This is a genomic window from Pseudoduganella sp. R-43, from assembly GCF_049913255.1.
Classification (GTDB): domain Bacteria; phylum Pseudomonadota; class Gammaproteobacteria; order Burkholderiales; family Burkholderiaceae_D; genus Rugamonas.
The window spans coordinates 4,851,702-4,873,355 of the sequence record NZ_CP183988.1 but is presented as its reverse complement, the minus strand read 5'-3'; the positions used below and the strand labels follow the sequence as shown (position 1 = coordinate 4,873,355).

General features: G+C 61.0%; 25 protein-coding genes and 1 riboswitch. Of the genes, 12 read left to right on the top strand and 13 right to left on the bottom strand.

Translation table 11 applies throughout. The features are described 5' to 3' along the window. The first annotated feature begins 30 nt into the window (after positions 1–30). The 4 genes from ACN9M3_RS22045 to ACN9M3_RS22030 all read left to right on the top strand — a co-directional run bounded on the left by ACN9M3_RS22045 (position 31) and on the right by ACN9M3_RS22030 (position 5,676). On the top strand, positions 31–1,035 hold the full coding sequence (locus tag ACN9M3_RS22045) for a chemotaxis protein CheB (RefSeq protein WP_426318628.1): 1,005 nt from the start codon (positions 31–33) through the stop codon (positions 1,033–1,035). Next, positions 1,025–1,939 (top strand): PAS domain-containing protein, encoded by a 915-nt coding sequence (locus tag ACN9M3_RS22040; protein WP_426318627.1) that lies wholly within the window; start codon positions 1,025–1,027, stop codon positions 1,937–1,939. Before ACN9M3_RS22045 ends, ACN9M3_RS22040 begins: the two co-directional genes overlap by 11 nt. Further along, positions 1,936–3,468: a PAS domain-containing protein gene (locus ACN9M3_RS22035; RefSeq protein ID WP_426162681.1), complete on the top strand. Its 1,533-nt coding sequence runs from the start codon at positions 1,936–1,938 to the stop codon at positions 3,466–3,468. Before ACN9M3_RS22040 ends, ACN9M3_RS22035 begins: the two co-directional genes overlap by 4 nt. A gap of 126 nt (positions 3,469–3,594) precedes the next feature. Further along, positions 3,595–5,676, top strand: a complete 2,082-nt coding sequence (locus tag ACN9M3_RS22030; RefSeq protein ID WP_426323823.1) for a S46 family peptidase — start codon at positions 3,595–3,597, stop codon at positions 5,674–5,676. A gap of 59 nt (positions 5,677–5,735) precedes the next feature. On the opposite strand, the gene ACN9M3_RS22025 is transcribed toward ACN9M3_RS22030, so the two are convergent. Continuing rightward, positions 5,736–6,203: a hypothetical protein gene (locus tag ACN9M3_RS22025; protein WP_426318626.1), complete on the bottom strand. Its 468-nt coding sequence runs from the start codon at positions 6,201–6,203 to the stop codon at positions 5,736–5,738. A 222-nt stretch (positions 6,204–6,425) separates the two neighbouring features. Between ACN9M3_RS22025 and pnuC the strand changes: the two genes are divergently transcribed. From pnuC to ACN9M3_RS22005, 4 genes are all read left to right on the top strand, one after another. Continuing rightward, a complete protein-coding gene (gene pnuC / locus ACN9M3_RS22020) occupies positions 6,426–7,043 on the top strand; it encodes a nicotinamide riboside transporter PnuC (protein WP_426318625.1) in 618 nt (205 codons plus the stop codon). Further along, positions 7,040–7,555, top strand: coding sequence for an AAA family ATPase (locus ACN9M3_RS22015; protein WP_426318624.1), 516 nt, complete (start codon positions 7,040–7,042; stop codon positions 7,553–7,555). Before pnuC ends, ACN9M3_RS22015 begins: the two co-directional genes overlap by 4 nt. Before the next feature lie 3 nt (positions 7,556–7,558). After that, positions 7,559–8,263, top strand: a complete 705-nt coding sequence (locus ACN9M3_RS22010) for a hypothetical protein (RefSeq protein WP_426318623.1) — start codon at positions 7,559–7,561, stop codon at positions 8,261–8,263. 481 nt (positions 8,264–8,744) lie between these two features. After that, positions 8,745–9,260, top strand: a complete 516-nt coding sequence (locus ACN9M3_RS22005; protein WP_426318622.1) for a hypothetical protein — start codon at positions 8,745–8,747, stop codon at positions 9,258–9,260. A gap of 42 nt (positions 9,261–9,302) precedes the next feature. Here the strand turns inward: ACN9M3_RS22005 and ACN9M3_RS22000 are convergent, their stop codons facing one another. Next, complete coding sequence (locus ACN9M3_RS22000) at positions 9,303–11,405, bottom strand: TonB-dependent siderophore receptor (RefSeq protein WP_426318621.1); 2,103 nt, start codon at positions 11,403–11,405, stop codon at positions 9,303–9,305. A 73-nt stretch (positions 11,406–11,478) separates the two neighbouring features. Next, positions 11,479–11,577: riboswitch (TPP riboswitch) on the bottom strand. 7 nt (positions 11,578–11,584) lie between these two features. Continuing rightward, the gene (locus tag ACN9M3_RS21995) at positions 11,585–12,748 is read right to left on the bottom strand and encodes an iron-containing alcohol dehydrogenase (protein WP_426318620.1); all 1,164 of its coding nucleotides are present in this window, start codon (positions 12,746–12,748) and stop codon (positions 11,585–11,587) included. 125 nt (positions 12,749–12,873) lie between these two features. Here ACN9M3_RS21995 and ACN9M3_RS21990 point away from each other — a divergent pair, with 125 nt between their 5' ends. The 3 genes from ACN9M3_RS21990 (at position 12,874) to ACN9M3_RS21980 (ending at position 14,168) form a co-directional block, all read left to right on the top strand. Then, positions 12,874–13,176, top strand: coding sequence for a ferritin (locus tag ACN9M3_RS21990; RefSeq protein WP_426162672.1), 303 nt, complete (start codon positions 12,874–12,876; stop codon positions 13,174–13,176). Between the two features lie 109 nt (positions 13,177–13,285). Further along, positions 13,286–13,744 (top strand): immunity 26/phosphotriesterase HocA family protein, encoded by a 459-nt coding sequence (locus ACN9M3_RS21985; protein ID WP_426318619.1) that lies wholly within the window; start codon positions 13,286–13,288, stop codon positions 13,742–13,744. A 10-nt stretch (positions 13,745–13,754) separates the two neighbouring features. Next, complete coding sequence (locus ACN9M3_RS21980) at positions 13,755–14,168, top strand: GFA family protein (protein ID WP_426318618.1); 414 nt, start codon at positions 13,755–13,757, stop codon at positions 14,166–14,168. Between the two features lie 33 nt (positions 14,169–14,201). On the opposite strand, the gene ACN9M3_RS21975 is transcribed toward ACN9M3_RS21980, so the two are convergent. The 6 genes from ACN9M3_RS21975 to ACN9M3_RS21950 form a co-directional block, all read right to left on the bottom strand. Next, positions 14,202–15,041 (bottom strand): hypothetical protein, encoded by an 840-nt coding sequence (locus ACN9M3_RS21975; RefSeq protein WP_426318617.1) that lies wholly within the window; start codon positions 15,039–15,041, stop codon positions 14,202–14,204. Positions 15,042–15,104: 63 nt separating this feature from the next. After that, positions 15,105–15,479 (bottom strand): putative quinol monooxygenase, encoded by a 375-nt coding sequence (locus ACN9M3_RS21970; protein ID WP_426318616.1) that lies wholly within the window; start codon positions 15,477–15,479, stop codon positions 15,105–15,107. A gap of 64 nt (positions 15,480–15,543) precedes the next feature. Continuing rightward, positions 15,544–15,972: an Imm50 family immunity protein gene (locus ACN9M3_RS21965; RefSeq protein WP_426318615.1), complete on the bottom strand. Its 429-nt coding sequence runs from the start codon at positions 15,970–15,972 to the stop codon at positions 15,544–15,546. Then, positions 15,969–16,277: a hypothetical protein gene (locus ACN9M3_RS21960; protein WP_426318614.1), complete on the bottom strand. Its 309-nt coding sequence runs from the start codon at positions 16,275–16,277 to the stop codon at positions 15,969–15,971. Before ACN9M3_RS21960 ends, ACN9M3_RS21965 begins: the two co-directional genes overlap by 4 nt. Beyond that, positions 16,262–16,516: a hypothetical protein gene (locus tag ACN9M3_RS21955; protein ID WP_426318613.1), complete on the bottom strand. Its 255-nt coding sequence runs from the start codon at positions 16,514–16,516 to the stop codon at positions 16,262–16,264. Before ACN9M3_RS21955 ends, ACN9M3_RS21960 begins: the two co-directional genes overlap by 16 nt. An 11-nt stretch (positions 16,517–16,527) precedes the next feature. Further along, positions 16,528–17,787, bottom strand: a complete 1,260-nt coding sequence (locus tag ACN9M3_RS21950; protein WP_426318612.1) for an RNA polymerase sigma factor — start codon at positions 17,785–17,787, stop codon at positions 16,528–16,530. Between the two features lie 70 nt (positions 17,788–17,857). Here ACN9M3_RS21950 and ACN9M3_RS21945 point away from each other — a divergent pair, with 70 nt between their 5' ends. Further along, positions 17,858–18,850 (top strand): LacI family DNA-binding transcriptional regulator, encoded by a 993-nt coding sequence (locus ACN9M3_RS21945; protein ID WP_426318611.1) that lies wholly within the window; start codon positions 17,858–17,860, stop codon positions 18,848–18,850. On the opposite strand, the gene ACN9M3_RS21940 is transcribed toward ACN9M3_RS21945, so the two are convergent. From ACN9M3_RS21940 to ACN9M3_RS21925, 4 genes are all read right to left on the bottom strand, one after another. Beyond that, positions 18,847–19,539 carry a YciI family protein gene (locus ACN9M3_RS21940; RefSeq protein ID WP_426162664.1) on the bottom strand — a complete coding sequence of 231 codons (693 nt, stop codon included), beginning with the start codon at positions 19,537–19,539 and terminating at the stop codon, positions 18,847–18,849. The two genes, ACN9M3_RS21945 and ACN9M3_RS21940, sit on opposite strands and share 4 nt — an antisense overlap. 11 nt (positions 19,540–19,550) lie before the next feature. After that, complete coding sequence (locus ACN9M3_RS21935; protein WP_130311298.1) at positions 19,551–19,976, bottom strand: YciI family protein; 426 nt, start codon at positions 19,974–19,976, stop codon at positions 19,551–19,553. A gap of 26 nt (positions 19,977–20,002) precedes the next feature. Further along, on the bottom strand, positions 20,003–20,482 hold the full coding sequence (locus tag ACN9M3_RS21930) for a VOC family protein (protein WP_426318610.1): 480 nt from the start codon (positions 20,480–20,482) through the stop codon (positions 20,003–20,005). A gap of 89 nt (positions 20,483–20,571) precedes the next feature. Then, complete coding sequence (locus ACN9M3_RS21925) at positions 20,572–21,537, bottom strand: cysteine synthase A (RefSeq protein WP_426318609.1); 966 nt, start codon at positions 21,535–21,537, stop codon at positions 20,572–20,574. Between the last annotated feature and the right edge of the window lie 117 nt (positions 21,538–21,654).

The following is a 21,654-nucleotide window of genomic DNA, read 5'->3' as shown; positions in this document are numbered from 1 at the left end:
ATTTCCTTGCCGCACTGGCATCATGGTGGAATGACTAACCCCTTGGTTTCATCCGATCCGGACTCCAGCGAAACGCTACGGCACCGACAGGCGGTGCAGATCGTCGGCATGGGCGCTTCTGCCGGCGGACTGGATGCGATTTCCGAGTTCCTTGCCTCCATGCCCACGCGTACCGGCATGGCGTTCATCGTCCTGCAGCACCAGGATCCGTCGCGCCGCGGCCTGTTGCCGGAGCTGCTGCGCCGTATCACCAGCATGGAAGTATGCGAGATCGCCGAATCGATCGAAGTCCGGCCAGACCATGTCTATGTGGCCCCGCCCAACCACGAGCTGGCCTTTTCCAGCGAAAAGCTGATGCCGGTGGAAACGGCCGAAGCCCACGCGCGCTACCCGATCGATTCCTTCTTCCGTGCACTGGCTGCCGAAAAAGGGCAGGCCGCCGCCGGCGTGGTGTTCTCCGGCATGGGTACCGACGGCACGGCCGGCTTGCGCGCGATCCAGGAAGCCGGCGGGGTGACGCTGGCGCAGGAGCCCAATTCCGCCAAGTTCGACTCGATGCCGCGCAGCGCCATTACCGCCGGCGTGGCCGATTTTGTCGCGCCGCCCGGCGCCATGCCGATGTGGCTGTGCCAGGTGCGCTCGGTGCCGCACGGCGGCGCCCACGGTGCGGCGCGTGCGCGGCGCCAGGCCTTGCGCGAGCTGATGTCGCTATTGCAGCGGCATACGGGCAACAACTTCACCGAGTACAAGATGAGCACCGTGCTGCGCCGCATCGAGCGCCGCATGAAGCTGCACCAGCTTGACGCCCGGCAGCTACAACGAGTTGTTTACCCCGGTTCCGGGCTGCGGACGCATTTACCGCCGGCTCGATGCCAGCACGCAGCGCGTGGCGAATTACTTTCCCACCAAGATAGCAAAGACCGCGCAACCAAGTTCCATCGAAGTTACGACCATGACCATGAATGGCAATATCCAGACACAAGTAGAACACCTGCTGCACAAAACGCATACGCCGGCGGCAGTCATGATCAATAGCGATGGCGACATCCTTTACATCCACGGCCGTACCGGCACTTACCTGGAGCCTGCTTCCGGCCGCGCCAACTGGAATATCCACGCCATGGCGCGTGACGGCCTGCGCTACGAGCTGGCGGACCTGATCGAACGCGCCAACCGCAGCGAAAGCACGGAATCGGTGCGCGAGCTGTTGTTCAAGGATGGCGTGTCCTCGCTGCTGGTCGACATGACGGCCGAAGTGGTGCGCGAAGACGGCCAGTCCGGCCACAACCTGCTGGTGACTTTCAATGCAGCGCCGATGCCGGCCCGCAGGAGCGGCAGCCGCGGCGCCGATCCGCGCCCGCAGGAGCTGGAGCAGCAACTGACCATGGCGCGCCTGGAATTGCAGGCCGTGCGCGAGGAACTGCAGTCGACCAACGAGGAGCTACAGTCGACCAACGAGGAACTCACCACCTCGAAGGAAGAAATGCAGTCGCTGAACGAGGAGCTGTACCCCGTCAACGCCGAATTGCAGTCCAAGGTGGACGACCTGTCGCTGGTCAACAGCGACATGAAGAACCTGTTGCACAGTACCGATATCGCCGTGATCTTCCTGGACAGCCAGATGAATATCCGGCGCTACACCAACCAGGCCACCCGGCTGTACAAGCTGATCGCCACCGACCTGAATCGCCCGCTGAGCGACATCGCCAACGACCTGGTCTACCCTGACATGGGAGACGATGCGGCCGAAGTGCTGCGCTCCCTGGTGTTCTGCGAGCGCCAGATCCCGACCCGCGACGGACGCTGGTTCATGGTGCGCATCATGCCGTACCGTACAGTGAACAACGTGATCGACGGATTGGTGCTAACCTTCGTCAACGTCACCGAACTGAAACTGCTGGAAGCGCGTTTAACGCCTGAAGGAGGTAGCACCAAATGAGCCGCACCGACGCCCTGCGCCAATGGCATGAGCTGCAAGTCAGCCAGCTGGAACTGGAAGTCCAGAGTGCCGCCCTGGCGGAGCTCGAGCGTCAGAAACGCGAGGTGGAGCAGGGCCTGCTGCGCTACGCTGGCTTGTTCGACCAAGCGCCAGTCTGTTACCTGGCGCTGGCGCGCGACGGCATGATCGCCGGCGCCAACCGCGCGGCCGAAGTGCTGTTTGCCATGCCGCTGCAGGACTTGCCTGGACAGCCGGTGGAACGCTTCCTGGCGCCGCACTACCAGCCCGGCTTGCGCCAGCTGCTGGCCGGCTTGCGCGCCGACGGCGCCAGTGCGTCCATGGAGGCGCAACTGTTTGAAGGCATTGGCGGTGGGCAGGTACGCATCGAGGCCAACCTCGATGGCGCGGGCGAGGCGATCCGCATGGTGATCGGCCTGGCGCGTTCGCGCGAACAGAACGATGCGGCCCTGCGCCGCGCCTTTGCGGTGCTGGACAATCTCGGCGAGGGGGTGGCGCTTGCCGATGCGGATGGCGTAATCGTGACCGTAAATCCTGCATTTTCCGCGATTAGCGGGCTCACCGATGAGGTCGCGATCGGCCGCGATCTGGCCACGCTGTGCGGCCCCGACGCCGTGCTGACAGCTTTTGACGGCCGCCGGTGGCAAGGTGAACTGACGGGGCGTCGCCCGGACGGCGGCGACTACCATGCGACCCTGTCGCTGCGCGCCCTGGCCGGGCCGGATGGCGGCGTGGCCGGCGTGGTGGCGGTGCTGTCCGATATCAGCCGCCGCAAGCAGGCCGAATCGGCGCTGCAGGACCTGCACCGCAACCTGGAAACCCGGGTGGTGCAGCGCACCGCCGAACTGCTGCATGCCAACGGCCAGTTGCGCCAGTTGTCGGCCCATATGGCGGCGGTCAAGGAAGAAGAACGCAAGCGCATCGCGCGCGAAATCCACGATGAATTGGGACAGAACCTGCTGGCGCTGAAGCTGGACATCGCGCAGCTGAATGAACGCATGGGCGGGCGCCAGACGCGCTTTGCGCGTCGGGTCGCCTCGGCGCTGGACAATGTCGACGCGACCCTGCGCAGCGTGCGCGGCATCATGAATGAGTTGCGTCCTTCGGTGCTGGACCTGGGGCTGGCGGCGGCGCTCGAATGGCTGGTCAACGATTTTCGCCATCGCAGCAACCTGCATTACGAACTGGAGCTGCCCGGAGAGGCGCAACTGGCGGCCATTGGCGGCGAAACCGGCCTGGTGCTGTTCCGCATCGTACAGGAATCGCTGGTCAACGTGCTGCGTCACTCGCGCGCCAGCGTGGCCACCGTGCGCCTCTGGGTAGAAGAGGGCGTGGTGCTGCTGGAAGTGGAAGACAATGGCATCGGCATCGCGCCGTCCTGCCGCGAGCGGCCCGGGTCCTTTGGCCTGATCGGCATGCAGGAGCGCGCCGACGCCCTGCATGGCAGCTTTACCCTGAATGAATACGAAGCCGGCGCGGGATGCTGCGTGACGGTTCGCCTCCCTTTGTAAGCAAAAAGTCAATAGCCCTGCACGCCGGGAACGCATATACTGCCGGTGCTTTTATACGTTCAGGGGACTGACTTGACTAAAAAACTCGCACTTTCGGCAGCATTGCTAGCAGCATTCGCTCCCGCCATGGCCGACGAAGGCCAATGGCAGCCGCACCAACTGCCACAACTGAAGGCGGAACTGAAACGCATCGGCATCACCATCCCGGCCGAACGCCTGGCCGACCTGTCCAGGCATCCGATGAGCGCCATCGTGTCGCTGGACGGCTGCTCCGCGTCGTTCGTATCCCCTGACGGCCTGGTGGTCACCAACCACCACTGCGCTTACGGCGCCATCCAGCGCAATTCAACCGCTGAAAAGAACTATATCGCCAATGGCTTCCTGGCCAAGACCCGCGCCGAAGAGCTGCCGGGCGGCCCGACCACGCGCGTCTACGTGACCGACAAGGTGGACAACGTGACCGCGCGCGTCAACGATGGCCTGGACAAGCTGGCCGGCAAGGATCGCAACGCCGAAGTAAAAAAGCGCATCAAGGCGCTGATCGCCGAGTGCGAGACCGACAAGAACTACCGCTGCTCCGTGCCGGCCTTCCACCGCGGCGCCGAGTACTACCGCATCCGCCAGATGATGATCAAGGACGTGCGCCTGGTCTACGCGCCGCCTGAATCCATCGGCAATTACGGCGGCGACATCGACAATTACGAATGGCCGCGCCACACCGGCGATTACTCCTTCCTGCGCGCTTACGTGGGCAAGGACGGCAAGCCGGCCGACCCGTCGCCGGACAACGTGCCTTACAAATCGAAGGACTTCCTGGTGGTGTCCGCCGAAGGCCTGAAGAACGGCGATCCTATCCTGCTGGCCGGCTATCCAGGCCGCACCAGCCGCTACAAGCTGCCGGTCGAGATCCGCTATGCGCGCGACCTGAGCTACCCGGCCATGGTGGCCGACTACCAGGCCGACCTGGACGCCATCGCAGCCGCCACCAAGGGCAAGGAAAACGACGTGGTGCGCTATGCCAGCGTGGTCAAGTCGATCAACAATCGCATGAAGAAGACCCAGGGCCTGCTGGACGGCTTCGCCCGCAAGGACATCGCTGCCATCAAGGACATGCAGGACGCCGAATTCCGCGCCTGGTACGGCAAGCAGCCGAAATCTTCGCAGGCCATGCTGGCCGAACTGGATGCCGCCATCGCCGCAGACATGGAACTGAGCGACGACGAATTCGCCTACGGCGTGGCGACCTACAGCGACCTGCTGAAATCCGCGCGCACCCTGTATCGCCTGGCGCTGGAAAAGCAGAAGCCGGACGCCGACCGCGAATCGGGCTTCCAGGAACGCGACCTGGCCAACATCAAGGCGCGCCTGAGCCGCCTGGAGCAGTCGCTGGTGGCATCGGTCGACCAGGCCCGCTACGTGGCCGGCCTGCAGCGCTACGCCAAGCTGCCGCCCAAGGCGCATCCGCAGTGGCTAGATAACCTGACCCCGGCCATCGCCGACGTGCCTGCCATGTACCAGAAGTCAGGCCTGGCCGATACCGCAACCCGCCTGGCCTGGATGGACAAGGCGCCGGCCGAATTCGAGCAGTCCGCCGACCCCTTCATCAAGCTGGCCGTGCGCATGCACGGCGCGGCCATGGTGCTGGAAGAGCGCCGCAAGGAAGTCGACGGCAACCTGGAGAAGATCATCCCGCAGTACATGGGCGCGGTGATCGCGTGGAAGAAATCGCAGGGCAAGCCAGTCTACCCTGACGCCAACTCCACCTTGCGCGTGACCTATGGCACCGTGTCGGCCTACCCAGGGCGCGACGGCATTACCAAGGGGCCGTTCACTACGGTGGAAGGCATCCTTGAGAAGCACACCGGCAAGGAGCCGTTCGACGCGCCGCAGGCGCTGATCGATGCGGTCAAGGCCAAGCGCTATGGCCAGTTCAAGGACCCGGTACTGGGTACCGTACCGGTCGACTTCCTGTCCTCGGCTGACACGACCGGCGGCAACTCCGGTTCTGCCGTCATGAACAAGCGCGGCGAACTGATTGGCCTGAACTTCGACTCCACTTACGAGTCCATCACCAAGGACTGGTACTTCGACCGCGACATCACGCGCGCCATCCACCTGGACGTGCGCTACATGCTGTGGGTCATGAAGGAGGTTGACCATGCGGACAACCTGCTGAAGGAAATGACGATCAAGTATCCGCAGAAGTAACCAAGAAAGGGGCTCGCAATGAGCCCCTTTTCGATTTAGGGTAAAACTCTTAAACGCTCTTAGGCGCTCTTATTTCCTCTTGTTCGACCTTGTTTTCTCTTAAATCGAGGAGTTTTCTTGCGCAGGCTCATTGCCTGTTTCCATTCCCCTTCATTCGGAAAACGAATCCATATCGTTGCCCACGCGTTGCGAAATGCGCCGCCGACTCGATTGACAAACTGAGCCGGCGAAACGCATTTGCCCTCAAAGAGCAATTCACGTCCTTCGACATGTGCGAGATCGCTTGTGCGCTTGTAGACGTTTCGTAATGTTGTCCCGTCGGGAAGGAATACGTTCTTCCATTGATAACCATCGAGTGTCGATGCGGAGCGCCTAGACTGCGCCGTCACGAATCCTTCCATCCAGGCGTTGATCGCCTCGTCGACGATCTCGAACATTTCCTGTTTCAGGCCGTGCGTGTACATAAAATTTCCGAGGCCTTGGTATGTCTCTAGTGAGGCCGGCAAGCTGAAGAGCACTTTGGTCATGGCATCCTCCTTCTTTCAAAAAAGCATGCAGACTTTGACCAATTTAAGAGAAAAAAAGTTCAAATAAGAGGTTCTAAGTGTGGATAAGAGTGAATAAGAGTTTCCCTCTAAATCGCGACCGCCTTACTACTGCTGCCTGAAGGTGATTCTGAAATTGCAACTTCTTGGTTTGGCTAGGGCTCCTGCTCATGGCATAATCCCGGGTCACCCAAACGCAGACCCATGAACGAAACCATTTCCCTGTTCGGCCTCGCCACCACCACGCCATTGGAGCTGGTGTCGTTCGTGCTGTCCGTGCTGACCGTGTGGCTGAATATCCGCCAGAACCACTGGGCCTGGTTGTTTGCCATCCTGTCATCGGCCCTGTACGGCGCGGTGTTTTTCGGCGCCAAGCTGTATGGCGACATGGCGCTGCAGGGCGTGTTCATCACGGTTTCGATCTGGGGTTGGTACCAATGGCTGCACGGGAACCATGGAAACCAGCTGGGCGTGTCGACACTGAACGCGCGCGGCCGAGTAGTGTGCGGCGTGGCCTGGCTGGTGGGCTTTGGCATACTGGCCTGGTTCCTGCGCCGCTATACAGATACCGACGTCCCTAACGCCGACGCATTCCTGACCGCCGGCAGCCTGGTCGGCCAAGCCCTCCTGTCGCGCAAGAAGATCGAAAACTGGCACGTCTGGATCATCGTCGACGTGCTGTACGTCGCGCTGTACATCCACAAAGGCCTGATGTTGACGGCCGTCCTGTACGGCATGTTCGTGGCGATGGCGATTGCCGGCCTGCTGGCCTGGCAGGACAGCAGCAGGGACGAACCGGAAGAAGCAGTCGTCTGGAAATGAAGCAGCCATACCGCGTCGCCATCATCGGCGCTGCATCCTCCGGCAAGACCACCCTGGCGCAAGCGCTGGCAGAGCGCTACGGCGCGGTCTGGGTGCCCGAATACCTGCGCGAATTCTGCGACGCGCGCCAATGCGTTCCCGTATCGACCGACCAGTTCCACATTGCCACCACCCAGGTGGCGCGGGAAGATGCCTTGGCTGCACAGAGCGGCCGCTTCCTCTTTTGCGACACCACGCCGCTGATGACGGCGGTCTACAGCATCCATTACTTCGGCGGCATCGACGAGCAGCTCGCAAGTCTCGCATCGTCGCGCCAATACGACATAACCCTTGTCTGCAAACCCGAATTTGCCTGGATACCTGACGGACTTCATCATGAGGAGCAGGATGTCAGCGGTATTATTGATGCGATCCTGCTCGATGAATTGGCCCGGCGCGGTGTACCGTACACGCGCATCTCGGGCAACCTCGATGAACGCCTGAAGCAAGTAGCTCAACTCCTGGGGGATTGAAGCATGAAAAAACTGCTCGCGTTGGCCGCCATGTTCCCCTTGGCGGCGTTTGGCGAGACCGGTTATTACATGGTCACCGTTTACGACGTAGAAGGCCAGGCTTCAATCGACTACAAATACTGGAACGCCCACTACAAGAATTCGCGCAACACAGCCAGCCCGGAGATCGGTATCGGCTATGGCGTAACGTCGCGCTGGTACACCGAACTCACCACGCAATGGTTTCAACGCAACGGGCGGCAAACCCGCAACACCGGCGTCGAATGGCAAAACGACTTCCTGCTGACCCAGGGCCAGTACGACGTCGATGTCGCGTTGCACACGCTGGTGGAGCGTGCCCGGCGGAGCGATAACGGCTACTACGTGGAATTCGGACCAGTCCTGCAAACGCAGATCTGGCGCACCCAGTTGAACTTCAACGTGTTCTTCCAGCGTGAGATGGACAACGGGAAGCAGAACGAAACCGAACTGGCCTACCAGTGGCAGGTGAAACAACGCTGGAAGCGCTGGTTCTCTCCCGGCCTGCAAGGTTTTGGCGAAGTAGGAAAGTGGAACAACTGGCTGCCGTCGAAAAAACAATCGCACCGCGCCGGCCCGGCATTCTTCGGCGAAGCGGGCCGCCTCAAATACGAAGCGGCCTACCTGTTTGGCAAAAACTCAGGACGCGCAGCCAATTCCTTCTCGATGCGTGCGCAGTACCTGTTCTGAACTGCGCCCATCGCAGATTGCCGCCAGGGGGCACTCATCCTTTTCGGAACGCGCTATGGAGTTCCTGCGCCGAAAGTGAAGGGGGCGGGCGCGCCCCGTTCGCCGACAACGTGAGCGGCGACTTTTATGTGGAGGCGGGTTGCTGCACTGCGTGTGGAAAGCCTTTTACCGTGGACCCTGATATATTCTCGTACGCGTCCGATGGGCATTGTTATGTGAGCAAGCAGCCATCGAACGCCAATGAGCTTCGGAGAATGATCGAGACCTTTGAGGTGCAGGGCGTTAGGCTTGTTGCATTAGGTAAGGGCGATCGATGCGATGGTCTTGATCGAGGCCTGAAGCTGTTTGAATGAAGAGGTAAGGGCAGACCGATGGGGCCACGCAATTCAATCTTAGGACTTCCAGGCTTTGTCTCCGCCACATTTCGCGCTTCCCGAATGGTTGGCAGTAGTCGGCCTTTCAAAACAAATTGGACCCTAGCATGAGCGTATCAGAAAGCCGCCGTATTGAGGCAATTCATCACTTGAATCTCCCACTTACCGTAAAGGATTTCCTTGGCGCGCTCGACGCCCCTGCGGGCATGCGAGACCTGTTTAATTGCCCCTACTACTTCTATTCGCAAGGAGCCCCAGATTACCCAGGAAATTGGGAGGACTTGGCACACAGAACGCTTTTGCCGTTATGGGAGCACGGGGAGCTGGTTTTCGCAGTTGATATTGCACTGAATGAACCTGAGTACATCTCGTTTTATTTGGAGCGTCCAAGCGAAGTCACCTCGTACGGTTCGTCCATTTATCGTGCACTCTTCGAAATGATAAATCTTCACGTCTGGGAGTACGGTGGGGAGGAAACTGAAGTTCTCGAGGCCAAACACTTCGCTGCGCGCCTTGAGTTCCCGAACCTCGCGCACCTCCTTGAGATGATCAGCAATGTCGACACTTCGCAAGAAGAAATCGATGCATATCTGTCCGACTCCGCAGTTCTTCCGTTAGGTTAAGCGGAGCGCGAGCCGCCTTGGGCCCGGCTCCGCATTGCAAATTTAGAAGTCCACCTGCGCCGACAGCTGGAAGGTGCGCGGCGAACCTGGGAACAGATAGCCGCCCAGTTCCGGCGTCACATCACGCCAGTAGAACTTGTCGAACGCGTTCTTCACCTGCGCGCGCAGGATCACCGTCGAACCGCTCACGCGGGTAGCGTAAGAGCCGCCCAGGTCGACCACGTGGTAGGAAGGCACCATGGTCTTGTTCTCCTGGTCGAATGCCTTACGGCCAGAGAACCTCCAGTTTGCATTCAGCTTCAGGCCAGGCACTTCGGCCACAGCGTAATCAGCCCACACAGTGGACTTGAAGTTCGGCACGTTGGTCACGCGCTTGCCATCGAGTTCGGCCAGGCCGGTGCCTTCCTGCTTCGCGCGGATGGCCGCCATCGAAGCACCCAGCAGCAGGTCACGAGTCACCTTGCCTTGCGCAGTAAATTCCAGGCCGCGATGACGTTCCTGGCCGCTGCGCACGAATGCGTTGGAAACCGGGTCGGTAAACTCCAGGCCCTGATCGATCTGATACAGCGCGGTCGACAGGGAGATGCCGTTGATTTCAGCCTTCGCGCCCAGTTCCACCTGCTTGGACTTGCCCGGCGCCAAGGCGTGCGGATAGTTGGAAGTGCCGAGTGGGGCTACGCCACCGTACTGCAGGCCTTGGGCGTAGTTCGCATAGTAGGACAGCTTGGCGGTCGGGCTGAATACCAGCGACACATTCGGCAGCCAGAAATTCTCGCGAACCGGGACCACGTCAACCTCATTGCGGCGCAGGGAAGCGTAACGCACGCCGGCATGCAGCGCCAGCTGATCGGTCAGGCCGATGACATCCTGCACAAAGGCGGAACGCTCATGATCATTGCGGCGCTCGGAAACCGGGCCAACCTGCTTGTCGGTCATTGGCACTGCAACTGGGTGATAGATATTGCTGACGCCTGCTTTCTCGTATACGTAATCGCCCCAGCTCTCGTGGTTGCTGAAGAAGGACAGGCCGGCAGTCAGTTCATGGCGAATCGAACCGGTCGCGGAGCGGCCATTCAACAGCGCCTTGGCAGACAGCGGCTTCTTCTTTTCACCAAGGCTGCGGTAATCGTAAACATCGTAGTCGCCATTGGTGCAATAGCCTGGCCACAACAACTCGTTCTCACAGCCGTATGGGAAGGCCGTGTAGTCGTCGCGCTTGAAGCGGTGCTGGTTGGCGCTCAGGGTGGCTTTCCACTCAGGCGACAGCTGGTACTGGAAGTTGACGCCGATATTGCTGGATTCAGTCTCCACCGGCTTGGCCCAAGCCTGGTCATTCAGGAACGTGTCAGCATCGACCACCGGCAGATTGGTACCGCCGATCAGTTGGAAGCCTGGCGCCGACTTCTGCGACTTCTTCTGGTAATCGGCATCGATTTGCAGCAACGCCTGAGGGCTGATGCGGAAATCGAAAGCGCCGGATACGAAGCTGCGATGGCCGTCCGCGCCCTTGATGATGGAGCGCATGCGTTCACCCGCAGCATTGAAACGGTAGCCGAAGCGGCTATCTTCGAACCGGCCGCCCAGGTCCACCGTGCCCAGCACGGAGCCACGCTCGCTCACTTTGAACTGCACGGAACGCAGGTTGTTCTCGGTTGGACGCTTGGTCACGTAGTTCACTACGCCGCCTGGCGCCGCGACGCCTTGCTGAAGGCCGGCCAGCCCGCGCAGCACTTCGATGCTTTCCTTGTTCTCCAGCGGGATCTGGGTATCGCCGGAAATCGGATGGCCATCCTTGCGGTAGGAGTTGGCGTTATTCAGCTTGAAGCCGCGAATCGAGAACTGCTCGGCATAGCCAACGGCGTTGTACGCGTCACCGATGCTCGCGTCGTACTTGACGGCGTCAGTGGTAGTGCCGATGTTCAGGTCTTGAATCTGTTCGCGAGTCAGTACGGTGACGGAAGCAGGCGTCTGCAGCAAGGGCTGGTCGCTGAAGCCGGCCACGGACGCGCGCTCGGCGGCCACGCGGTTGGCGGTGATGACCACTTCAGTCATTTTCTGGTCCTGCGCATGGGCGGCAGGTGCGAAGGCGGAAGCGATGGCCAGTGCGGCCAGGCTGATTTTGCTATTGATGCGGGTGCTGTTCATGATGTGCTCTTGCTGTATGTTATGCGCCAGCAGGAGAGCACGAGGGGTGAGAGCAGGGTCCGAGACTGCGGGCCTTCAACCGTCTACGCTTTCCTTCGCTGGCATTATCCAGATCAGGTTCGGAGGGTATTTCTCACCCCGCGCACATGCGCGAGGACCCCTAGCGAGGCGGTATTGTACTACAGGCTCAGTTGCAGCGCCTTGCGCACGTCGGCAGGCGTGATATCGCGGCGTTCGCCCAGGCCCGTCAGGCCGGCAGCTTCCATGGCAGCGACGGTGGCGTCGATCGCTTCCGCGCCCAGGCCGTAGCCGGACAATCGGGTCGGCACGCCCATCTGCTCGAAGAAGGCGCGCGTGTTGCCGATGGCCGCGTCGATGCGCTCATCGTCGGTGCCCTTGCCGGCATGCAGGCCCCAGACACGTTCGGCATACTGCAGCAGCTTGCCGCGCTTGGCTTCGCGGCGAATCTGCAGGATGCCCGGCAGGACAATCGCCAGCGTCTGCGCATGGTCCAGTCCAAACAGCGCGGTCAGTTCGTGGCCGATGCCGTGGGTTGCCCAGTCCTGCGGCACGCCGACGCCGATCAGGCCATTCAGCGCCATGGTGGCGGTCCACATGATGTTGGCGCGCACTTCCACGTCGTCCGGGCGCGCCAGCACTTGCGGGCCCAGTTCCAGCAGCGTTTGCAGCAAGCCTTCGGCAAAGCGGTCCTGTACCGGCGCATTGGCCGGATAGGTCAGGTATTGTTCGGTGGTGTGGACGAAAGCATCGACCACGCCGTTGCCGACCTGGCGCAGCGGCAGGGTCAGCGTCTTGGCCGGGTCCAGCACCGAGAAGCGCGGATAAACATGCGGGCTCATGAAAGCGCGCTTTTCCTGCGTTTCGGCGCGGCTGATGACGCTGGCGCTGTTCATTTCCGAACCGGTGGCCGGCAGCGTCAGCACGGCGCCAAAGGGCAGGGCGGCCTTGATGACCTTGCCGCCGATCTTCAGGATGTCCCACGCGTCGCCGTCGTACATCGCCGCTGCGGCAACAAATTTTGTACCGTCGACAACAGATCCTCCGCCCACTGCCAGCAGGAAATCGATGTTTTCGCGGTGGATCAGCTCGACCGCCTCCATCAGCGTTTCGTAGCGTGGATTCGGCTCAATGCCTGCGAATTCGAGCACGGTATGCTCGCTCAGCGCAGCCCGCACTTCGTCGTACGTGCCGTTGGACTTGATGCTGCCGCCACCGTAGAGCATCAGCACGCGTGCATTGGCGGGAATATGTTTTGCCAAGGAGGCAATTTGGCCCACGCCGAAGATCACGCGGGTTGGATTGTGGAATTCGAAGTTTTGCATAGTGCCCGGCATTATCGCGCAAATCTCGCCCATCCGTGCGACACCCCGCCAAGCGCCTTGCTACACTTGAGAAATCCGCGCCGCAGGCTGACAATGCGTGTACCCGCATGCCTAAGGAGAGTGAGATGACACAGGAACACGTGGTCGAGCCGCGCGACTATTTGAATGCCCAGGTGCTGGACATGCACCGGGCGCTAACGTCGTTGAGCGAGAAGATCGAGATGCTGGACTTGCAAAACCAGCGCATCGAAACGTGCACCGACCCCGAGCTGAAGCTGGTCATGGCCAGCCACCGCGATTCCACGCGCAAGCAGATCGCCATGCTGCTGGAATGGGTGCGCCGGCGCGACCCGAAAATGGACAAGGAAATGAAGGAAGCGCTGTTCAAGGCGGGACCGATCGCCGCGCAGTACCACTATGGTGATTAAAGTCGGGGTCAGGTCTGGCAATCGGACACGGGCTCGACCGTAGGCGACGCCTACGGTCGAGCCCGTGTCCGATTGCCAGACCTGACCCCGACTTCGAGAAAGGAAGTCGATGAAGTTGCAGCCGTACCGGGAGGGCAGCTGGTTTGCCATCCCGCTTAGAAATGGCGGCTATGCCACCGGACTGGTGGCTCGCCTGTCACCGCAAGGAAAGGTCATGCTGGCCTACCTGTTCGGGCCGACCCACTGGACGCTGCCGACCCTGGCGGACGTGCAGCAGTTGAAGGCGAACGATGCGCTGAAGGTGATCCGCACCGGCGACATCGCGGTGGCCAACGGGCGCTGGCCGGTGATCGGCAATACCATCGGCTTCCAGCGCATCGACTGGCCGGTGCCGATGTTCATCCGCCGCGCCGATGCCTTGAAGCGCGCCTGGCAGGCAACCTACGGCGACGATCCGGCCAAGCCGGAGCGCGAAGTGTCCGTGCCATACGACACGGAGGGGTTGGAGAGCGATTCGCTGTTTGGCTACGGCTCGGCGGAACTGCTCATGACCAAATTGCTGGAGTAGGGAGATCCCTATGTACACGGGCGGCTGTTTTTGCGGCGCAGTGCAGTACGAGGCAGACGCGCCGGTGTTGAATTGCACCTGGTGCCATTGTTCGATGTGCCGCCGCCTGTCCGGCGCGCCCAGCGTGGCCTGGTTCAGCGTACCGCGCACCCAGTTTCGCTATGTGCGCGGCAAGCCCGCCATCTACCATTCCAGCCCCGGCGTGACGCGCGAATTCTGCGGCGTCTGCGGCACCCACCTCACCTTTGCCGATGACAGCACGCCCGGCGAACTGGACATCACCACTTCCAGCCTGGACGATCCCGAAGCACTGCCGCCGCAAGACCACACCTTTGCCGACAACCGCCTGCACTGGGAGCCAATCTGCGACGACCTGCCGCGCTACCGCCGCACGCGCCGCGACGGCGCTCTCGAACGCGCCTAGCTTGCGCGTTGTGGCCGGCGCTCAGGTGTTGGTCTAAAGCGCATCAACTCTCTGAAGCCTGCACCACGAAATAGCCCAACTGCCTTCTTCATGGTATTGCAAGGTTGACTCATACAGCCCAGGCGCCAGCCAAAGTAGCGCACCGCTGCCACCAGTAGCCAAATCAAGCAATAGTCCCGGGCTGGTAGGTGTCGCGTCACCGTGGCTAACAGGCTTTGACAAATCGCGCGCACTGTTTGGCGACCATGCAACTACGACTGGCCCCGCGGTTACTTCGTACTGCAAGGCCGGGGCGATATGTCGCCAATCCGCGCTCAGCGCATGATCAACCGCTCGCTGCGCATCCTGATCGTCATCGGCAAACTCTACCTGGGATAGAACCAGGCAATCGCGCGTTTCGACGAGATCCATACGAACCATGCCGGGCGCCGCACTCCACAAATACCCGCTGGCGCCCTCACCAAAGTGATGAACGCGTTCGGCATCAAAATTCCTGGTAGCGTTGTCGTACTCGCTGTCCGGCGACAACGCAACGTTCAAGACTTTCCCATCCGGGCGCTTTGCACGCCACGTTGGTTCGGTCCGTTCTATTACAGTTCCTGGCCAAAGATCGAGCACCAGGGACATTAACTGTTCCCGCGCCTCGGACGGATTTGAAGCGGCAAGATACTGATGGCCGTTAGGACCGTTTGGCTGCCACTGCTCGGGCAATTCTGAAGTGAATGGCGACCAATAATGTAATTCAGTGGCCATCGAAGCATCAAACGGTTCGCTGCCACGCCAATGCGCAAAATCATCCAGATTTGCGACAAGTACCGGACCACCCTCGCAGCCAATCTCCTCGCTCCAGGCGAGATTCTTCTCATTCATCATTGCTCCAATTCAAACTTCCTGGCGGTGTCCCGCTATTCTTAGTATTGCCTCCCGTTGCAAGGGCTAGGCCTCGCCGCTGCGACGAAAGCCTTCTTCGAGCGCGAAGAACTCAGGATTTCGCGATGCCATCGGGCCACGAAGTTTATCGATTTCCGCTTCTGGTGCGTGGATTTCGAGCCGGATGATCTTTGCAATCTTCAGCGCCTGGCCAATCAATTCAGCAACGTTCTCACGATGTGTGAGCAAAGCGTTGGCGTCTACGTAACCTTCGCGACAGTGGGCGACGTTGCCGTTGAACGAGAAGGCGTAGTGCATGCAGCCTGGCTCCGTGCGCGTCTTGGCGACGAGCTTCAGCACCAGGGCTTTGAAAGCCTCAAGGTGCCCGTCCTGGATCTCGAAGTACGGTACGAAGGTGCAGCAGGTGTCAGGCACGAACATTCATGTCTCCACTGGTTTTGAGGGCGATGTTTCAGCTTCTGGCTGAATTCAGTCTGGGCAATTCTCATCGTCGATACCAGTCCAGGGGTTCTTCGAAAACAGCCGAATTGAATGGATACAGGTCTGCCTTCACATAGGTATACGTAAGCTCAACATTGAACCGACTGCCCGAAATCGTGAACTGGCCGGCTGGTCCAAATGACGCCGCCACATCGAGATTGCCTTCATGCGTATCGCCGCATATGGATAACTTGGCCAGGTCATAAAAGGAAAGCCTCAGCTGGATGCTGTCGTTGCCATTAGCAACCCATCGTGCTGGACTCTGTTCGGGTAGCTCAGCGAAGTTCAGGCTGACGTGAAAATCAGCGCTTTGACCAATCACGATCTGTACCAGGCGCAAGCGGTCGAGCGAAGGTGATCGTGCACCAAATGAACCGGCTAGCGCGGCCTTGTTATAGAGATACTCAATCCAATTTGACTGTTTTTCGCTCATTTTTCAACGCGCTTCATGTCGATCAGTTCGAAGTGCTCTTTGACGCCAACAAAGGACTGGATGCGGACCCCAGTCGTGTATGGGCGCTTGCCGGCGATGTCTTCTCGCGAGATTGTCCACATGTACATCGGACCACGATGCCCCTCGGAAAAGAACCAGGACTTCGGACGCGTAATCGTGCCGCCTGTTGGCTCAAGAATCTGCGGGACGAATTCCGTAGGGGGAGACTCGGCGAAAGCCTGGGTGCCGGATGCAAGAATGCTTAGTGTGAGGAGTATCTTGGGATAGCTTAGACGGATCGCCATTTCTCAATTTCCATTTGTATTTCAGATGCTTCCTTAAGCGTCGCCGAAAATTCGCTGTCGACTGTAGATGCGGCGTTTTCCAGGATGTGATTGAAGTTCTGCGCGAGACTCGCGGCCCGTACTTTTAGTTCTCGCGGCGCACTTTCGGCCAACGCAGTTTCAGTCAATGTTTCGACAGATCCACAAATGCGATGGAATGAATAGATGAAGCGGCCGATTCGTTCATAGTCCGGCACCATTGCCCTCCTTGTTAGCTGCAGGCCGCGGCGCGTGTCAGCAATAGCTGGCGCTCCTGCTCGTTCTGCGTCAACGCCGCAGCGCGTTCGAATTCGAAACGTGCTTCGGGCAGGCGGTTCAGCTTGAACAGGAAGTCGCCCCGTACGCTTGGCAGCAGGTGGTACTGCTTGAGCGCCGGTTCGTCGACCAACTGGTCCACCAATTCCAGCCCCACCTCCGGCCCATAAGCCATGGCCAGCGCGACCGCGCGGTTCAGTTCGACCACCGGAGAAGGAGCACGCGTCGCCAGCGCCAGGTACAGGTCGGCAATCTGCTGCCAGTCGGTGTCTTCGGCCCGGCGCGCGCGGGCGTGGCACGAGGCGATGGCGGCCTGCAGCACATATGGCCCCGGCACCCGGTTCAACGCTTGCGCGCGCTGCAGCGCCGCCAGCCCGCGCCGGATCAGCATCTGGTCCCAACGCGTGCGGTCCTGCTCCAGCAACAGCACCGGCTTGCCCTGCGCGTCTGTGCGCGCGCGCGACCGCGAAGACTGGATCTCCATCAGCGCCACCAGCCCGTGCACCTCCGGTTCGCCTGGCACCAGCTCGGCCAGGATGCGCCCCAGGCGCAGCGCCTCGTTGCACAGGGCGGGGCGCATCCAGTCGGCGCCCGCGCTGGCGGAATAACCCTCGTTGTAGACCAGGTAGATCACCTGCAGTACCGCGGCCAGGCGTTCTTCCAGCTCTGCGCCACGCGGCACTTCGAACGGCACCTTGGCATCGCCCAGGGTGCGCTTGGCACGCACGATGCGCTGCGCCACCGTCGATTCGGACGCCAGGAAGGCGCGTGCAATTTCGTCGGTCGTCAGGCCGCCCAGCAGGCGCAAGGTCAGCGCCACGCGCGCTTCCATGGTCAGCACCGGGTGGCAGGAAATGAAGATCAGGCGCAGCAGGTCGTCCCCGATATTGTCATCGAGCTCGCGCTCCAGGTCCGGCGCGGCGTCCTGCAGCAAGCCTTCGATTTCGTAGGTCAGCTCGGGCTCTTTCTCGTGCACCAGCTTCTGGTGGCGAAGGTAGTCGAGCGCCCTGTTCTTCGCCGCCTGCATCAGCCAGGCGGCTGGCCGGTCGGGCGTGCCGTTTTCCGGCCAGGTCTCAAGCGCGCTGACCAGCGCATCCTGCGCCATTTCTTCCGCCAGTGCGACGTCGCGCAGCATGCGTGTCAGGACCGCGATGATCTTCGCTTCTTCGATGCGCCAGACAGCGTCGATGGCGCGGTGGATGCTGTTGTCGTTCATCCAGCTACTTTACCATCACGGCAGTGATGGCGTGATAAACTCGGCAACTTTTCCAATAATGTACCGGCCGATGAAGAAGAACGTAGCGACAATCCGTGATGTGGCAGCCGCCGCGGGGGTATCCACGGCCACGGTTTCCAAGTTCGTCAACGGCGCGCAGCGCTTTTCGCCGGCGGTCGAAGCCCGGCTGGCCAGCGTCATCGAGGAACTGGGCTACCGCTCCAATCCGATGGCGCAGTCGATGATTACCGGGCGCACCAGGACCATCGGCCTGTCGATCCTGGATATTACGAACCCTCACTACGCCAGCGTGGTAAAAGGCGCCAACCGCGTGGCCCAGTCCCACGGCTACACCGTGCTGCTGGTCGATACCGAAGAAACCCCGGAGCGCGAGCGTCAACTGCTGGAAGCCCTGAGCCGGCGCGTGGACGGCATGATCGTCTATTCCCGCACGCCGGAGGAGGAACTGGACTGGCTGCTGGCGCTGGACCGTCCATCGGTATTTTTCGGCCGGCCGGACTATATCAAGCTGCCTTCCGTGGCCAGCGACGACCAGCTTGGCGCCTTCATGGTCACGCGTCACCTGCTGGCGCAAGGCCACAAGCGGGTAGCTTACATGGGTTACGCCAATTCGCGCCGCGACCGCGAGCGCATGGCCGGCGTGCGCGAGGCACTGGCGGCGCAAGGACTGGATCTGAGCGTATTCGAAGCCGAAGCTCCAGCGTCGTCAGCGGGCGAGAAACTGAGCTCATCGATCATGTTGGGCAGGCAGCCGCCCGACGCGCTGGTCTGCTTCAACGACCTGCTGGCGCTGGGTTTCATGAAAGCCGCCCAGGCGCTGGGCTTCCGCGTCCCGGGAGACGTTTCCGTGGTCGGCTTCGACAATATCCAGTTCGGGAGTTTCGCTTCGCCGGCCCTCACCAGCGTGGACCTGAACAGCGAACAGATGGGCGCGGCGGCTATGGAGAAACTCCTGGCCTCCATCGAAGGCCAGGAAGTCGAGCCGCTGACGGTGGTCAACGCGCAACTCGTGCTGCGCGCCTCCACCGCCACTCGGGATTAGATCGCAACCTTGCGCAGTTCCACTTCCATATCGCCGGGGTTAGGGTAGGGGTAGGACTTGACCCAGGCGATGACATCATCGCGCGAAGCCGCATCCACCGCCCAATAACCGGCGATCAGTTCCTTCACCTCGGCAAACGGGCCGTCGGTGATGAAGGGTTTGCCGCCGCTGAACTTGACGCGCGCACCGCGTGCGGTGGACTTCAAGCCTTCGCCAGACAGTGCAACACCGGCGGCGATGCCGGCATTGTTGGCGCGGTTCATGATGTCGATCACTGCCGCCGGCGGTTCGAAATCCTGCTCCGCCACGGCATCGGAACGCAACAGGATGGCCCAGGCGGTATGCTTGGGCGCCGCGCCGGTGTCGAAGCCTACGCAGCCGCCGGGGCAACCGGCTTCGCGCACTTCGACCACGGCGCTGCCTTCCGCGTCCGCCGATGGCCAGCGCGCAGCCAGTTCGCTGGCGGCGCGGCGGTCTTCGGCCTCGATGAAGGTGAAGCCGGCCACGCTCACATCTTCGAACGGGCCTTCTTCGTACAGCCACTGGCCGTCGCGGCGGCGCATGCGCAGGCCGCCGTCGGCGCTGGAACGCAGCCATTTGGCACCCGGTACGGCCTGCACCAGTTCAGCGGATGGGAAGTTGTCCGATTCCGAGGTGGCGTCGGCCTTCCGAATTACCATGTACTGCATTGAAGTCTCCTTTAAACGGGCGCTGCGATCTTGCTGGCGATGCGCGCCTCCTGCTCACGCAGTTCGGGCGTGAATTCGGCGCCGAAATCCTCGGCCTCGAACACTTGGCGGATTTCGATATCTGAGTCGGTCTCCATCGGATTGGGGCAGCGCTTGACCCATTCGATGGCTTCAGCCAGCGACTTTACCTGAATCAGCCAGAAGCCGGCAATCAGCTCCTTGGTTTCCGAGAAGGGGCCGTCGATGACCGTGCGCTTGCTGCCCGAGAAATGCACGCGGGCGCCGCGCGAACTGGGGTGCAGGCCTTCGCCGGCCAGCAGTACGCCGGCGTTCACCAGTTCCTCGTTGAACTTGCCCATGGCTGCGAGCAGTTCGGTTTTCGGCATCTTGCCGGCTTCGGAATCAGGGGTTGCTTTGACGATGAGCATGAATCGCATGGTGTCCTCTCGATTGAATTTAAAAATCAGCCCTTGCACTCAGGCGAGTTCTTCATCATTTCCTTCATCCCTTCTTCCATCTGCGCGGGAGTCAGGTCGCGTTTGTGGGTGGCGATCGACCAGGAGTGGCCGAATGGGTCCACCAGCACGCCGTAGCGGTCGCCCCAGAACATGTCGGCAGGGGGCATCTTGGCAGTGGCGCCGGCGTCGATTGCACGCTTGTAGGCGGCGTCCACGTCTTCCACATAAATATGCAGGGTTACCGGCGTGCCCTTGTAGTGTTTCGGGCCGAAGCAGCCGGCGTCAGGGAAATCGTCGACCAGCATGATGTTCGAATCGCCGATGCTGATCTGGGCGTGCATGATCTTGCCGCCAGGGCCGGGCATGCGGGAATTTTCTACCGCGTTGAAGGCTTTTTTGTAGAAAGCAATGGCATCGGCAGCGCCTTCGCAGACCAGGTGCGGGGTAACAGTGCGCATGCCTTCTGGAATTGGTTTGACAGTCATGGTGAATCTCCATTCGTTGTTTGGGAACTGGACACCGTTTGCGGCCTCCATATTCCCACGACGAACGGCGATGCGCCAGATCGACACGATTACAAAAGATTTTTTTCAGCCAGCCATTCCGGGTTGAACAGGCGGGCCGCGTAAGTGGCGCCGCGGTCGCACAGCAGGGTGACTATCGTGTGGCCGGGCCCCATCTGTTTTGCCAGCTCAACCGCGGCGGCCACGTTGATGCCGCTCGAGCCGCCGACGTACAGGCCTTCCTCGCGCAACAGGCGGTAGACCATCTGCACGCACGCCTTGTCGTCGATGCGGATGGCGTCGTCGATCGGTGTGCCTTGCAGGTTTGCGGTGACCCGGCTGTTGCCGATGCCTTCCGAAATCGAATTGCCCTCGCTCTTCAGTTCGCCGTGCTTGATCCAGTTGTAGAGCGCGCTGCCGTAGGGATCGGCCAGCACGATTTTTATGTTCGGCTGCTGCTCCTTCAGGTAGCGGGCGACGCCGGCCAGGGTGCCGCCAGTGCCGGTAGCGCAGGTGAAAGCGTCGATGCGGCCATGCGCGTCGTGCCAGATTTCTGGGCCGGTTGTTGCGTAGTGTGCCTGGCGGTTGGCGAGATTGTCGAACTGCTGGGCCCAGATGGCGTTGGGCAATTCCTGTGCGAGGCGGCCGGCGACTTTCTGGTAATTGTTGTCGTCGGCGTAGGGGACGGCTTTGACGGGGCGCACTTCGGCGCCAAGGGTGCGCAGGATGGCGAATTTTTCCTCGGACTGGGTTTCGGGGATGACGATCACGCATTTGTAGCCGCGTGCGGAGCACAGGTGGGCCAGGCCGATGCCGGTGTTGCCGGCGGTGCCTTCGACGACGGTGCCGCCGGGTTTCAGGCGGCCGGAGCGCTCGGCGTCGAGGATGATGGCGAGGGCGGCGCGGTCTTTGACGGAGCCGCCGGGGTTCATGAACTCGGCTTTGGCCAGGATTTCGCAGCCGGTCTCGGCCGAGAGACGGGCGAGGCGGATCAGGGGAGTATGGCCGATGGCGTCGGCGAAGCCTTGGCGGAGCATGACTTCAATTTAGCCCAAAACCGGTAATTCGGGGTCAGACCCGTAGGGTCAGACCCCCAACGGTCTTGCGTCTTGCTGTTGGGTCGAGGCTGTTGACTTTCGTCGAAGATCAAGTGC